Here is a 13,943-nt window from a genome sequence, read left to right on the forward strand (position 1 = left end):
TTGTGCGCTCACGTTGTGGTTTATTCAGGTGAGCCGCCGGACGACGGCTGCAGGCGCGCTTCAGCGATGATCACGCTGGCCCTCGCGCCCGAGTTTTCGATCCAGCGCTTTCTCATGGGGGCGAGAACGAATTTGGCGGAGACGGCTGCCGCGATCGAGATCACCGCCGCCGAGATGAACACGGTGCTCCACCCGCCGTTGGCCGACAGCACGGATGCGATCGGCACCAGCATCGACGCGGTCCCTTTCGCGGTATACAGCGTGCCGGCATTGGCCGCGGCATACTTGCTGCCGAACGTGTCCGCACAGGTCGCCGGAAAGATCGAGAAGATTTCGCCCCAGCACAGGAACACGGCGGCGGCGAAGAACATGAATGCGTAGGGGTTGTGGCCAAACTGCATGAGCCCCAGCAGTGCGACGCCTTCGCCGAGAAAGATCATGAACATCGTGTTTTCGCGGCCGATTCTGTCCGACAGGAAACCGCACAACGGACGCGTGAAGCCGTTGCACAGATTGTCGATCGACAGCGTCATCGTGAGCAGCGGCAGCGTGATGCCCATCAGGTTGACCGGCAGCTTCGCAAAGCCGAATTCCTTCGCGATCGGCCCAAGCTGGGCCGTGGCGATAATGCCGCCGGCGGCGACGAACACGAACATCAGATACAGCACCCAGAAGAGCGGCGAGCGGATCATCTCGCCGGGCGTGTAGTCGATCTTGCTGGCGACCACGCGTTTGGCCGCGACTGCGAATGCGGGTGGATTGGGCCGTACCAGCATGGTGGCGAGCAGCAGAATGCAGACACCCTGGAAAATGCCGAAGAACATGAACGTGTGCTCGTAACCCGAGCGCTGGATCATGTTGGCGATCGGAATCACGGTGACGGCCGCGCCGGCGCCGAAACCCGCCGCGGTCAAGCCGGCTGCGAGACCGCGTTTGTCCGGAAACCATTTGAGCGCCGTGCCGACGCAGGTGCCGTACACGCAACCCGCGCCGATTCCGGCGATCACGGCCGCGACGTAGAGCTCGACGAGACTGCTCGCATGCGCGTCGATGATCCAGCCGAGCGCCGCGCATACCGAACCGCCGATCACAACCGGGCGCGGCCCGAACTTGTCGACGAGCCATCCTTCGATCGGCACGAGCCAGGTTTCGGTGACGATGAAGACCGTGAATGCGGTCTGGATTGCTGCCTGGCCCCAGTGATGGGCGTTGTCCATCGGTACGACAAACAGTGTCCACGCATACTGCAGATTCGCGACGAGCCCCATGCATACGATGCCGATCGCTAGCTGTATCCAGCGGTTTTGCCGGAACGGCGTACTGCCTGTCCCGGATGCGTTGGAATGTCCCATGTCCTTCGTCTCCTGTATATTCCGTCGCGCTCGTGCGGCGCGTTGGACCTACGTGATCGAATCGCTTCATCGCCGATTTGTCTGCGGGCAATCAAGCGCCAGTGGTCGGCCAGAGGGAATTGCACTGACGAAACCCTTGCCCGTCGATCTCACAACAACCGGGTAAAAGGCGTTTCGCGTGGAGCGCGTCTGAGGGATGCTGCGCGCGAACAGCGATAAGTAATAGTTAAAACATTTTATGGTTTGCATTAAGCATGCTGAATGGTCAGACGTGCCGTGTCTGACCGTGCGGTCGTGAGCAATGCGATGCTGTGCCGGCGGGCGGGTGCGTGGTGCAGCGGAAGAACAGGCGCTAGCCTCCCGTCGCGCTTACGTTCGGGGAAATTTCGATCAACGAGGATTTGGAGCGAACTGCGGAGACGATCTGCGTCGACACGAAGCTGCTGTTGCGCAGTTGGCCGAACGGGGGCGTATTGAGGGCGACTCTTTCAGTCATCCTGGCTTCGTCGATCTTGCCGACAGAGCAATGGACGTATAAACAAAAAACTATAGTTTTTCGAAAAAACTTTAACTGTTGCTTATCTAACTGCGCGCCTATTCTGGGTCATGCCAATTTGCCTGAAGGAGGCGACCATGAACACGTCCCAGTTCTACGCTCGCGACAGCGCGCATGATGCGGAAGTAGAGGCGCAACTGTGCGCCTATAACAGCGCTTTCGAGGAACTCGGCCTGCGCTTTCGTTGGGATGTGCGCACGCTGGCGTTGCTCGCCACGATCGACGGTGAAGAGGCGCAGATTGCCGCGTACATCGAAGCGCACCATCCGCACCTGCTGAAAGCCTATAGCGTCGGGTTCTTGAGCCAGGCCATTCTCGAGAGGAAAAAGGCGCGCTATCCGGCGTGCGTATCGATGCGCGTGGAAAGCGCGCCGCATCCGACCCCCGTGGTTCGTCAGCCCCAGATGAGCAGCTGGCGCGAGCGCGTGTCGTACGAGGTGGAGCTGCCGTCGCTGGTGGGGGCGTAGACCGCTTACGCCACGTGTTTCAAGAAGTCCCGCAAGCGTTGCGTGGGCGGATTGTCGATGAGCATCGCCGGGTCGCCGTCTTCCGCGATTCCGCCGTTGTCCATGAACAGCAGGCGTGTGCCCACCCGCTTCGCGAAGCCGATCTCGTGCGTCACCACGATCATCGTCATGCCTTCCATCGCGAGGTCTTGCATGACCTTGAGGACTTCGTGGCGAAGTTCGGGATCGAGCGCGGACGTCGGCTCGTCGAACAGCATCAGCTTCGGTTTGATCGCCAACGCACGGGCGATGGCCACGCGCTGCTGCTGTCCGCCGGACAACTCCGACGGATAGTGATTGGCCCGCGATTCGAGACCGACCTTGTCGAGTAGCGCCATCGCCTGATCGCGCGCTTCGGCGCGCGTTGCGCCGCGGACCTCGATGGGGCCGAACATGACGTTTTCGAGCGCGGTCATCTGCGGAAACAGGTTGAACTGCTGAAACACCATGCCGGCTTCGAGGCGAATGCCGCGGATGTCCGACGCATTGCCTTTGACGCTCAAGCCATCGACAAGCAATTCGCCGCCGCTGATTTTTTCGAGCGCGTTGATGCAACGCAGCAGGGTGGATTTGCCCGAACCCGAAGGTCCGACGATCACCACCACCTCGCCGTTCTCGATACGAAGATCGATGTTCTTGAGCACGGGCACGTGGCCGAAGCTCTTCGAGACGCTTTGGAATTCGACCATGCTCATAGTATCCGCATCCTTCTTTCAACGAGACGCAACGACAGCGTCATCACACCGGTGAGGACCAGATAGATCACTGCGACGGCCGACCAGATTTCAACCGCGCGAAAATTTCCGGCAATGATTTCCTGGCCCTGGCGCGTCAGTTCGCCCACCCCGATGACGATGAACAGCGACGTATCCTTCAGACTCACGATGCACTGATTGCCCAGCGGCGGAATCAGCCGGCGGAACGCCAGCGGCCCGACGATTTTCAGCAGCACGCGCGGCATCGACAATCCCATTGCGAGGCCGGCTTCCATCAAGCCCTTCGGAATGGACAGCAAGGCGCCGCGCACGACCTCGGCAAGGTACGCACCCGAGTTCACGGTGATCGCGATGATGGCGGCGGTAAGCCCGTCGATCCTGATGTGCGCGAGCAGAGGCAGCGCGAAGTAAAGGAACATCACCTGAACCACAATCGGCGTGCCGCGAATGAGTTCAATGTAGACCTGCGCGATGACGTTCAGCGCGAGGGGACCGTATGCGCGGAACATGCCGGCGATGACGCCGACGGTAAATCCGCCGGCCAGTCCCACGAACGCGATGAACACCGTCAATTTCACGCCGGCCATCAAGTCTGGAAGTGCAGTCCAGATAACTGACCAATCGAATTCCACACACCGCTCCTGGTTGAGTCGTCTCTCGCGCAGCGGGCCTCGCTGCGCGTCCTGCCGATGACGATTACGACTTGGGCGGCTCCGAACCGAACCACTTCTTGTACAGCGTCGCGTAGCGGCCGTCGGCCTTCATCTTGGTCAACTCTTCATTGACCTTCGCGACCAGCGGGCTGCCCTTCGGGAAACCGATACCGTATTTGTCGCCCGTGACCGGCGTGCCGGCGACCTGCACCTTGCCTTTGCCCGCGGTGCTGACGAAATAGAGCACATTCGGCGTGTCGTGCATGGCGGCGTCCACGCGGCCCGCCTCCAGCGCGAGATAGGCCTGGTCGATGTTCGGGAACTGGCGGATCTCCTTAGGCTTCAGGTGCGCCTTGATCCAGTCGATGGTGGCCGTGCCGGTTTTGGCGGCGATGACCTTGCCATTCAGGTCGTCGATGGATTTGATGCTGGTGTTGCCGGTTTGCACCATCGCGGCGAGGCCGCTGTCATAGTACGGGTCGGAGAAATCGATCGCCTTCTTGCGTTCTTCCTTGATCGTCATGCCCGAGAGCGCGACGTCGATGTTCTGCGTTTGCAGGGCCGGGATCAGCCCGCTGAAATCCATCGGCTGAATCTTGTATTTCCAGCCCTGATCTTTCGCGATCTCCGCCCACAGGTCGAGATCGAAGCCGACGTACTTGTCGCCCTGCTTGAATTCGAAGGGCATGAACGAGGTGTCGGTGCCGACAACGAGTTCTTTGGTGTCGGCGTGGGCGAAGGTTGTGCCGAGCATGGCGACAGCAACCATAGACATGAGGAAGGAGCGACGTCCCATAATTTCTCCGCGGTGGTGGGCAATGCCCCTGACAGAGTCAAGGGACGGCTGACGGACACCGGGCGGCGTCGCAACATGCGATGCACAGCCCGTCTATGCGACAACATGTGTTGTCAAGACGGATACTACGACAACAAAAAGTTTGGCAACAGCTATTTTCGTTGATGAAAACCCTGAATCGACAACGTTTGTTGTTTCCTGTTTGCCGTGTCGATCCGGGCGTTGCGTCAAATCCCCGTGTCAGGCAGCGCCCGGCATGCCGGGCGCGAGGCGCATTAGCGATCCACGCGCTGCTGCAGATGGGCCGGGTAGCGGTCGCCGACCACCTTGATCGCTTGGAGGGCGGCTTCGATGGCGGACGAATCGTCAGCCGACAGTTCGACGGCCGCGGCACCGACGTTCTCTGTCAGCCGATGCAGCTTGGTGGTGCCCGGAATCGGCACGATCCACGGCTTCTGCGCCAGCAACCAGGCCAGGGCGATCTGTGCGCGGGTGGCGCCTTTGCCGTCGGCGATCCGGCCCAGCACCTCGACGAGACCCGCATTGGCCTTGCGGTTTTCTTCCGAGAAGCGCGGCACGATATTGCGGAAATCGGTTTTGTCGAACGCGGTGTTCGCGTCGATCGCGCCGGTGAGGAAACCCTTGCCGAGCGGGCTGAACGGCACGAAGCCGATGCCCAGTTCCGCAAGCGTCGGGAGCACCGATTCTTCCGGCTCGCGCCACCACATCGAATACTCGCTCTGCAGGGCCGCCACGGGCTGCACCGCGTGGGCGCGCCGGATCGACTTCGCGCCCGCTTCGGAGAGACCGAAGTGCTTGACCTTGCCTTGCTGGATCAGCTCCTTGACCGCGCCGGCGACGTCTTCGATCGGCACGTTCGGGTCGACGCGGTGCTGATAGAACAGGTCGATGCGATCGGTTTTCAGACGCTTCAGCGAGGCTTCGGCGACCGCGCGAATGCGCTCGGGCCGGCTGTCCAGGCCCTGGCTCACGTCGCCGTCCTTGAAACCGAACTTGGTGGCGATCACCACCTGATCGCGAAACGGCGCGAGCGCCTCGCCGACGAGTTCCTCGTTAAAGAACGGTCCATAGGCTTCGGCGGTGTCGAAGAACGTCACGCCCTGTTCGACAGCGGCCCGGATCAGTTTGATACCTTCGGACTTTTCGGTCGCGGGGCCATAGCCATAGCTCAAACCCATGCAGCCGAGGCCGATCGCCGATACGTCGAGACCGCTGTTTCCAAGCTTGCGATGTTGCATGTCCATGCTCCTTTCGTGCGTGATCGATTGTGGTCGATGAATGCCAACGATCTTATGATGTTGTGCGTGGCTCAACAATCTGGCTAAAATTGCACAAGGCATTGAGGAAAATTCATCTATGGCGCGCGCCGGGCTGTCCGAGCTAACCGCATTCGTCGCCATCGCCGACCAGCGAAGTTTCCGCGCGGCGGCGCGCATATTGGGGGTTTCGCCCTCGGCGCTGAGCCATTCGATGCGGGGTCTGGAGGCGCGGCTGGCCGTGCGGCTGCTGAACCGCACGACGCGATCCGTCGCGCTCACCGAGGCGGGCGAGCAGCTCCTGCGGCGGGTGCGGCCCGCCATCGCGGATCTGGAAGAGGCAGTGAATCAGGTCGCGTCGGAACACGACCGGCCGTCGGGCTCGATCCGGATCAGTGCGTCGGAGGCGTCGGCGAGGCCGCTGATCCGCCATGTGCTGCCTGACTTCCTGACGGCGTATCCGGACATTCACGTCGAATTCGTCGTGGACACGCGGCTCGTGGACATCGTGGCCGATGGTTTCGATGCGGGCATACGCGTCTATAACGACGTGCCGCGCGATATGATCGCCGTCCGGTTCGGGGGCGACATGCGTTTCGCCGCGGTGGCCTCGCCGGACTATCTTGCGCATCATGTGCCGCCGAAAGCGCCGCACGATCTGATGCAGCACCGCTGCATCCGCTTCCGCTTCGATAGCGGCGCGCTTTACCGGTGGGATCTCGAATATCGAGGCAAGAGCGCCAGCATCGATGTTGCTGGACCGATGACGCTCGGCAATCTCAACCTGATGATCGAGGCCGCCCTGGCCGGAATCGGCATTGCCTGGGTTCCGGAGGATCATGTATCGGAGCACCTGGAGTCGGGCCGGCTGATCCATGTGCTGCCTGAATGGAGTCCGACCTTTCCCGGCCTGTCCTTGTATTACCCCGCAAACCGCCATCCGCCGACCGCGCTGAGATTGTTCGCGCAAGCGGTGCGCGACTGGGCGAGCAGGGGGTAAGCCGGCGGGGCTTCAGCAGGCTTGTCGTCCGGGGCCTTTGATTTCTGTTTCGTCATGACTGCCCGCCTCAACGACTCGGCTCACGCATTCGTGGCGCTTACTCGTTCGCAGTCTCGACGGGACGCTCGGCGCCTCGCGCGGGCCGGCGTACGACTCGCACCTTCCCGCTGTTTCCGCCGCCGCAGAAGAACTGATCGCCACCATCGGCTTCGAGCCCCGACACGATCAGGCCGGGCGGCATTTCCAGGCTCTCCAGCACTTCTCCCGTACCCGGATCGACGCGTCGCAACTCGCTCGCGTCATCTTCCCAGGTGCCGTGCCAGAGCTCTCCATCGCTCCAGGTGACCCCGGTGACGAAGCGGTTGGACTCGATGGTGCGCAGAATCGCCCCGGTTTGGGGATCGATCTGATGGATCTTCCGGTCGCGATAGCGCCCCACCCACAGCGTCCCCTCGGCCCACGCAAGCCCTGAGTCGCCGCCACCGCCGGGCGCCGGGATCGTACCCAGCACGCGGCCGGTATCCGGATCGATCTTCTGGATAAGGTCATTGGCGATCTGATACAGGTGCTGGCCGTCGAAGGCCGTTCCTGCCTGCGCCGCGACGTCGAACGAGCGCAGCGTTTCTCCGCTCGCCGGATCGAAGGCGTTCAGCTTGTCTCCGGCAGCAATCCAGACGCGCTGGCCGTCGTACGTGACTCCGCCCACATTGTTGACACCCGGAAAGGGCCCGTATTCACGCTCGATTTTGGCGGCTGATTTATTCATGTTTCGATCCTAATCACTCGGTTAGGGGAGCGGGGAGTAACAAAGTCGTCGTGAATCCGGGTAGGGGCGGCGTCATCCAGCGTCGCGCCCGCCCGCGGCCGAACGACTGCACCTTGCCGGCTGCCGCCAGCGAGTCGAGCGCCCGCTGCATGGTGCGCTGGCTGGCGTCCAACGCGATTGCGAGCGCCGAGCTCGACCACGACTCGCCGTCGGCGAGGAAGGCGAGCACCATCGCATGCGGTTCTTCAACCGGCCGCGCGAGCACGACGACCTCGCGCGCGCCGTGCGGCACCAGCGCGAAGCCGCGCTTCGTCGCGCTCACGCCGGCCAGCGGCCCAAGCAACGCGCGCAGCCGTCCCATTTCGACGCGCAGCCGCGCGCGATGCGATTCATCGGCGTGCTTCGTCCGGAATGCCCGTGCGATGAGTGTGTCCCTCGATACGTCGTCGGGCCACGCTTCGGCCAATGCGCGGGCGAGCGAGAACAACACGGGACGCCTCGCGAGCGGGACCACGATGTTTGCTTCACGTACGACATAACGGCACGCGTCCACGACGAGCGCCTTCGACGCCAGTAGCGCTTCAACCTCCTCAAGCAGGAGCAGCCGCTCTTCGCCCTGTGCAATCAGACGGGCCGCGGGTGTGTCCAGCAAAAGGCGTGCGCTTTCGACCTCCGCCGTCAGCGACGGGATGCCGGCGTGACGCGCGGCGCGCTCAGCGCCCGCGAGGGCAGCACGCGCTGCGTTGGTCTGGAGACGGCGCAGTGCGATCCCCGCGACGACCAGCTCGTGCGCGGCGCGCAAGGCGGGCGGGAAGGGCGCGGGATCGAGTTGGGCGAGCAGGCGCTCGGCCTCGTCGAGGCGCCCGATCAGGAGGAGGCGCCGGACGTCGAGATACCGCGCATGCGCGGCGTTCAACCGGTCGCCGTGAGCTTCGAGCGTCGCCCGCGCGGCGTCGAGCGCCTTCGCAGGCCAGGTGAGATCGCGCGAGGCGAGCGCGATTTCGGCCTCGGCGACCACGCACCTCGCGCGGGCCACAGGCTCTTTCGGACCGAAGGCGCGTGCCGCGCTGCGCACCAGCGCTTTCGCCCGAACGAGATCGCCGAGCTGCGCCATCGCGATGCCCCGCAGCGCGAGCGCCGGCGCGTCGTCGCGCAAGGCGACCCGGTTCAGCGCGCCGAGCGGGTCGCCGGCGGCGAGCGCCCGCGCCGCAGCCGTCACTAGCGAGTCCATGGTCGATTCGAATCCCGCCACACTTGTCACTCCCACCGTCCGGGTGCCCGTGACTAATCTAGCACGACCACCAACCCATACGTCGTATCGACAACTGAACGATCGACGAAGCACTTCAAAGGAGGGAAACATGAGCACGACACATACGATCGGAACGCGCGAACAGTGGCTGGCGGCGCGGCTCGAGCTGCTCAAGGCGGAGAAGGCGCTCACGCGGCAGAGCGACGCGCTGGCGCAGCAACGGCAGGCGCTGCCCTGGGTGCGAATCGACAAGGCGTACCGGTTCGAAACCGCGGCGGGAAGCGCCTCGCTGGCAGACCTGTTCGAAGGACGCTCCCAGCTCCTCGTGTACCACTTCATGTTCGGGCCGGACTACAAGGCGGGCTGCCCGTCGTGCTCGTCGATCGCCGATGGGTTCGACGGCATCGCCGTTCATCTGGCGAATCACGACGTCACGCTGTCGGCCGTGTCGCGGGCGCCGCTCGAGAAGCTGCAGGCGTATCAGCGCCGGATGGGGTGGACGTTCCCCTGGGCGTCATCGGCGGGCAGCGACTTCAACTTCGACTTCAACATTGCGTTCACCGAGGCGCAACAGCGTGAAGGGCGCATCGAATACAACTACGCGCGCGGCGGCCACGCGATGGACGAAACACAGGTCGTCCCGGAACCCGTCGCCCAGTTCGCGGCCACTTGCGGAACCGACGCGGCGACGTTCACGCGAGACAGGCCGGGCTTGAGCGCGTTCGTCCTCGAGGACGGCGTTGTTTATCACACGTATTCCACCTATGCGCGGGGCGTCGACGGCATCTGGGGCATGTACCAGTGGCTCGACCGCGAGCCCAGGGGGCGCAACGAGACGGGCGTCTGGTGGAAGCGTCATGACGAGTACGAAACGCGCTGAGGCGGATCATGGAATACGTCAGCGTCAATGGGGGACGGGAGATGCCGGGACACTCGATCGAAGCGCGCGTTTCGCAGCGGGCGTTCTTCGCCGTCTCGGCGCTGCTCTTCGCCGTCAGCGCGGCGCTGACGATCGCGGGCGCCACCTCCATGTCGGCAATGGGCGAGATGCCGATGCCCGGCGGCTGGACGATGTCGGCGGCGTGGATGCGGATGTGCGGGCAGACGTGGCCCGCTGTTGCCGCGTCGTTCCTCGGCATGTGGGTCGTGATGATGGTCGCGATGATGCTGCCCTCTCTCGTCCCCATGCTGTGGCGCTATCGCGAGGCCGTCGGCGCAGCAGGCGAGATGCGCCTGGGCTGGCTGACGATGCTGGCGGGCGTGGGGTATTTCTTTGTATGGACCGCGCTGGGCATGGCCGCATTTCCGCTGGGCGTCGCGCTGGCGGCGCTCGAGATGGAAATGCCGGCGTTGGCGCGCGCCGTTCCGCTTGCGGTCGGCGTGATCGTGCTGAGCGCCGGGGCGCTGCAGTTCACTGCGTGGAAGGCGCGCCACCTTGCCTGCTGCCGCGCGACACCAGGGCGCTGCCTTAAGTTACCCAGGTTGCCCGCATTGCCCGCGGACGCCGCCACGGCATGGCGGTACGGCCTGCGTCTGGGTCTTCACTGCAGCTACTGCTGTGCCGGCCTGACGATGGTCCTGCTCGTAGCCGGCGTCATGGATTTGCGTGTGATGGCGGTCGTGAAGGCGGCTATTACCGTCGAACGTCTTGCGCCGGGTGGCGAGCGGATGGCGCGCATCGTTGGGGTCGGCGTCGTCGGTGCAGGGGTGCTGTTGATCGCGCGAGCCGTGGGGTTGGGATGAGGCTTAGAGGGAAATGAAAGGGCGCGGCTGATAACAGCACGCGCCCTTGATGTGATGATCGCTGCCTGATTCCCTTACTCGCGGACACGTTCAGTCGAAATCGAACATGTCGAAAAGCGAGCGCTTCTTCTTGTGCCCGCGATAATCCGTTCGGTGATTGTCGTACGTGCGGTTGTTGTCGTACGCATGGTCGCGATGGCGGTCACGATCACGGTCACGATCCGGATGGCCGTCCCGGCTCGTGCGTGCTGCGGTGCTCGCCGACGTGTCGTCGCTCCCTGCGTCCTGAGCAATCAGTTTGTCGAGTTCGCCGCGATCGAGCCATATGCCTCGGCAGACCGGGCAGTAGTCGATTTCGATCGAGCGGCGCTCGGTCATCAGCAAGTCAGTGGTCTTGCAAACGGGACATTTCATTTCGTTGCTCCTCAAGGGTAAAAACACTTCCAGCGTTCAACCTGGCACGCCGTCGATAGCGGGGAAAACGATCGGGTGGCGTGACCTCGCACAAACATGTCGAACTGCTCTTTTCACGGGTGGCGCGTAACACGGGTGCTCATTGCTCCACGCCAAGGGCACGCTTCGAATTCGCCCGGCGCACGAGCATGTTCAGTGCTTCGACGAACGCGGAGAACGCCATCGCCGCGTAGATGTAAGCCTTCGGCACGTGCGAACCAAAGCCTTCCGCGATGAGCGTCATGCCGATCACCAGCAGGAAACCGAGTGCGAGCATGACGATGGTCGGATTGCGATCGATAAAGCGCGACAACGGATTGGCGGCGAACAGCATTACGGTGACCGCGGCAATCACGGCAACGAACATGATCGGCATGTGCTCGGTCATCCCGACCGCCGTGATGATGCTGTCGACCGAAAACACGATATCGAGCACGAGGATTTGTCCAATCGCCGCCATGGCGGTCAACTGCACCGTCGTGCTCGCCTTGTCGCGCACTTCTTCCGCATGGACGACGTGGTGGCGAATTTCGCTCGTCGCCTTCCAGACGAGGAACAGGCCGCCACCGAGCAGGATCAGGTCGCGCCATGAAAACGCGTGGCCGAACAGCGTCACGGCGGGCGCGGTCAGTTGCGCGATCCATGCGACGGTGCCGAGCAGGGCCAGCCGCAGCACGAGCGCAAGCATGATGCCCATGCGCTGCACGCGAGCGCGCTGTGCTTCCGGCAGCTTGTTGCTGAGGATCGAGATAAAGATCAGGTTGTCGATGCCAAGCACGATTTCCATCACGACCAGCGTGAGAAGCGCAGCCCAAGCAGCGGGGTCGGCAACGAGTACGAGTAGAGAGTCCATGGGTTCGTGAGCGAATGAAGACGGGTAACGTTGGTATGCCGTCATCATCGCCGTCTTCATGGTTCGGATAAATCAGTGATAATCTGAGCGATATATCGATTTTTTCGAAATGTTGCCGCTATGCTCAACTACCGCCATCTCTACTATTTCTGGATCGTCGTGAAGGAGGGCGGCTTCGCGCGCGCCGCCGAGCGCCTCGACATGGCGGTTCAGACGATCAGCGCGCAGGTGCGCGAGCTGGAAAAATCGATCGGGCGTCAGCTGCTGAAACCGGCGGGGCGCGGCGTCACGATGACTGAAGCCGGCGAGACGGCCTTCAATCGTGCCGAGCAGATTTTTCAGATCGGCGAAGCGTTGCTCGACGAGATGCGCGAGGCGGGCGGCGAACGTGTTGCGCGGCTCGCCGTGGGTCTCTCCGACGGCATCTCAAAGCTCGCCGCACACGCGCTGCTCGCGCCGGTGCTCGATACGCCGTCGCTCAGGCTGCTCTGTCACGAGGGCGAACATGCGCAATTGCTGTCGGAGCTCGCGCTCCATCGGCTCGATCTCGTCCTGGCATGCCAGCCCGCTCCGCACAATGGGGATCTGCGCGTCGTGAGCCAGCGTCTCGTCGGCTCGCCGGTAGACTGGTACGGCCCCGCGGAGATCGTCCGCAAGTCCGCCCGTGCCGGCTTTCCGCAGTGCCTGGCCGATCTGCCCGTGCTCCTGCCCACCGGACACGGCGCGTTGCGCGCGCGGCTCGACCGGTGGTTCGAAACCGCAGGAATCCGGCCGCGGATCGTCGGGGAGTTCGAAGACAGCGCGCTGATGGCGGTGTTCGCCGCGCGCGGTCTCGGCGTGTTTCCGCTCGCGGAACTGGGCGCGGAGGACGTGGCGCTGCTGCGGGGACTGCGCTGGCTCGGCCGGGCGGAAGGCGTGGTCGAAGAGATCCACGCGATCCGCTCGCGGCGCGGGCAACATCATGCGCTCGCCTCTCAGGTGGTGGCCGCCGTCCGTGCGTGAGCGGGCAGCGCGTCCGGCAGCGGGATGTGCCGGCTTGCAGCCTGGTCTGGCTTGGGGCCCCACGCGTTGAACACGGCAGCGAGCAAGGCAATTTCGCCATCCGCCAGATAGTTGTCCGCGATCGCGACGGCGATACACAGGCGCATCACCTTGCGACGCAGCGCGGGGTCGTCGATCTCGTCTAGCAACGTGTTGAGCAGGGCCGCGCCGAGCTGGCCGACCGGTGGCGCAAACGGCGTGTGCGCCACCGACTGGTCCTCGCACAGCGCCTGCACGATCTGCGCAAATTGCTCCGGCGCGAGACCGAGTTGGCCCGCTATATCCAGGCTTTCGAGTGCACGCTCTTCCGAGCTGCTGACGTGTCCGTCGGATGTGAGCGCCAGCGCGACGATACGTGCGGCGGCTTGAGGACTGTTGCGCGGATAGGTTCGCATGTTTGGGCTCCTGGCGCGGACGATGTCCGCAGTGGTGATGAGCCTCAGTTTGCGTCAGGTTATGGAGCGGATAAATCTGCTAATCCGGGAACGAAGGTTCGAAAAAACCGAACCGTCAGAGACGAACTGGGTGAGGCCTCGTCGTTCGGCGCGATGAAAAACACCCTATCGGATAAGATACGGCTCGCCGCATTTTTCCGAATAGAAGGAGTGTTTTCAGTGATTCAACCGAGCAACGTGTTCAAGGACAACCTCGCCCAACTGCCCGCCATCGACGGTATCGAACGTATCGATCTGCTCGACGGCAAGGGGGTCGTGGTGGCCAGCATCGAGAACAAACCAGGCAAGCAGGGCTCGCTGGCGGTGTATCACTATCTGCGGCAGGCCTTCGGCACGCTGGACGCCAAGGCAGCCGAACACGGCCTCGCGGTGTTCGCCGAGCACACGGCCGACGCGCGCAACCGTCCGGGTGCGCACCCGAACGTCGACCATCTGCTCGCGATTGCGGCCGGTGGGGAAGCGCTGCGTATCGACGTCGTCGCGGCGGGCTGAGCGCGCTACCGTGCGGCTGCGCGACAGGGTGG

General features: G+C 63.4%; 16 protein-coding genes. 6 read left to right on the forward strand and 10 right to left on the reverse strand.

What is annotated here, in order from left to right:
* Positions 1-20: 20 nt before the first annotated feature.
* Entirely contained in the window at positions 21-1,352 is a 1,332-nt protein-coding gene (oxlT, locus tag DSC91_RS00810; protein ID WP_115776382.1) for an oxalate/formate MFS antiporter, read from the reverse strand.
* Between the two features lie 633 nt (positions 1,353-1,985).
* On the opposite strand from oxlT, the gene DSC91_RS00815 reads away from it, so the two are divergent.
* Positions 1,986-2,375: a hypothetical protein gene (locus tag DSC91_RS00815; RefSeq protein ID WP_115776383.1), complete on the forward strand. Its 390-nt coding sequence runs from the start codon at positions 1,986-1,988 to the stop codon at positions 2,373-2,375.
* A 5-nt stretch (positions 2,376-2,380) separates the two neighbouring features.
* Here DSC91_RS00815 and glnQ read toward each other — a convergent pair whose 3' ends face one another.
* From glnQ to DSC91_RS00835, 4 genes are all read right to left on the reverse strand, one after another.
* Positions 2,381-3,109: a glutamine ABC transporter ATP-binding protein GlnQ gene (gene glnQ, locus DSC91_RS00820; RefSeq protein ID WP_162831305.1), complete on the reverse strand. Its 729-nt coding sequence runs from the start codon at positions 3,107-3,109 to the stop codon at positions 2,381-2,383.
* Positions 3,106-3,762, reverse strand: coding sequence for a glutamine ABC transporter permease GlnP (glnP, locus tag DSC91_RS00825; protein ID WP_115776384.1), 657 nt, complete (start codon positions 3,760-3,762; stop codon positions 3,106-3,108). The genes glnQ and glnP overlap by 4 nt, the downstream gene beginning before the upstream one ends.
* Before the next feature lie 64 nt (positions 3,763-3,826).
* The gene (gene glnH, locus DSC91_RS00830; RefSeq protein ID WP_115776385.1) at positions 3,827-4,579 is read right to left on the reverse strand and encodes a glutamine ABC transporter substrate-binding protein GlnH; all 753 of its coding nucleotides are present in this window, start codon (positions 4,577-4,579) and stop codon (positions 3,827-3,829) included.
* Positions 4,580-4,854: 275 nt separating this feature from the next.
* Positions 4,855-5,838 (reverse strand): aldo/keto reductase, encoded by a 984-nt coding sequence (locus DSC91_RS00835; protein WP_115776386.1) that lies wholly within the window; start codon positions 5,836-5,838, stop codon positions 4,855-4,857.
* Between the two features lie 118 nt (positions 5,839-5,956).
* Between DSC91_RS00835 and DSC91_RS00840 the strand changes: the two genes are divergently transcribed.
* Complete coding sequence (locus DSC91_RS00840; protein WP_115776387.1) at positions 5,957-6,856, forward strand: LysR family transcriptional regulator; 900 nt, start codon at positions 5,957-5,959, stop codon at positions 6,854-6,856.
* 97 nt (positions 6,857-6,953) lie between these two features.
* On the opposite strand, the gene DSC91_RS00845 is transcribed toward DSC91_RS00840, so the two are convergent.
* Both DSC91_RS00845 and DSC91_RS00850 read right to left on the reverse strand, forming a co-directional pair.
* Positions 6,954-7,622 (reverse strand): Vgb family protein, encoded by a 669-nt coding sequence (locus DSC91_RS00845; protein WP_115776388.1) that lies wholly within the window; start codon positions 7,620-7,622, stop codon positions 6,954-6,956.
* 13 nt (positions 7,623-7,635) lie between these two features.
* Positions 7,636-8,853, reverse strand: coding sequence for a helix-turn-helix domain-containing protein (locus tag DSC91_RS00850; RefSeq protein WP_115776389.1), 1,218 nt, complete (start codon positions 8,851-8,853; stop codon positions 7,636-7,638).
* A 130-nt stretch (positions 8,854-8,983) separates the two neighbouring features.
* On the opposite strand from DSC91_RS00850, the gene DSC91_RS00855 reads away from it, so the two are divergent.
* Together DSC91_RS00855 and DSC91_RS00860 are read left to right on the forward strand one after the other, a co-directional pair.
* Positions 8,984-9,754, forward strand: a complete 771-nt coding sequence (locus DSC91_RS00855; RefSeq protein WP_115776390.1) for a DUF899 domain-containing protein — start codon at positions 8,984-8,986, stop codon at positions 9,752-9,754.
* 8 nt (positions 9,755-9,762) lie between these two features.
* Complete coding sequence (locus tag DSC91_RS00860; protein WP_115776391.1) at positions 9,763-10,617, forward strand: DUF2182 domain-containing protein; 855 nt, start codon at positions 9,763-9,765, stop codon at positions 10,615-10,617.
* 90 nt (positions 10,618-10,707) lie between these two features.
* On the opposite strand, the gene DSC91_RS00865 is transcribed toward DSC91_RS00860, so the two are convergent.
* Entirely contained in the window at positions 10,708-11,031 is a 324-nt protein-coding gene (locus tag DSC91_RS00865; protein WP_115776392.1) for a TFIIB-type zinc ribbon-containing protein, read from the reverse strand.
* A gap of 139 nt (positions 11,032-11,170) precedes the next feature.
* On the reverse strand, positions 11,171-11,923 hold the full coding sequence (locus DSC91_RS00870; protein ID WP_115779629.1) for a TerC family protein: 753 nt from the start codon (positions 11,921-11,923) through the stop codon (positions 11,171-11,173).
* Positions 11,924-12,043: 120 nt separating this feature from the next.
* Between DSC91_RS00870 and DSC91_RS00875 the strand changes: the two genes are divergently transcribed.
* Positions 12,044-12,925: a LysR family transcriptional regulator gene (locus DSC91_RS00875; protein ID WP_115776393.1), complete on the forward strand. Its 882-nt coding sequence runs from the start codon at positions 12,044-12,046 to the stop codon at positions 12,923-12,925.
* Here the strand turns inward: DSC91_RS00875 and DSC91_RS00880 are convergent.
* Positions 12,898-13,359 carry a TerB family tellurite resistance protein gene (locus tag DSC91_RS00880; protein ID WP_115776394.1) on the reverse strand — a complete coding sequence of 154 codons (462 nt, stop codon included), beginning with the start codon at positions 13,357-13,359 and terminating at the stop codon, positions 12,898-12,900. The two genes, DSC91_RS00875 and DSC91_RS00880, sit on opposite strands and share 28 nt — an antisense overlap.
* 219 nt (positions 13,360-13,578) lie before the next feature.
* Here DSC91_RS00880 and DSC91_RS00885 point away from each other — a divergent pair, with 219 nt between their 5' ends.
* Positions 13,579-13,911 carry a DUF2322 family protein gene (locus tag DSC91_RS00885; RefSeq protein WP_115776395.1) on the forward strand — a complete coding sequence of 111 codons (333 nt, stop codon included), beginning with the start codon at positions 13,579-13,581 and terminating at the stop codon, positions 13,909-13,911.
* Positions 13,912-13,943: the final 32 nt, after the last annotated feature.

The organism is Paraburkholderia caffeinilytica, from assembly GCF_003368325.1.
Classification (GTDB): Bacteria; Pseudomonadota; Gammaproteobacteria; order Burkholderiales; family Burkholderiaceae; genus Paraburkholderia; species Paraburkholderia caffeinilytica.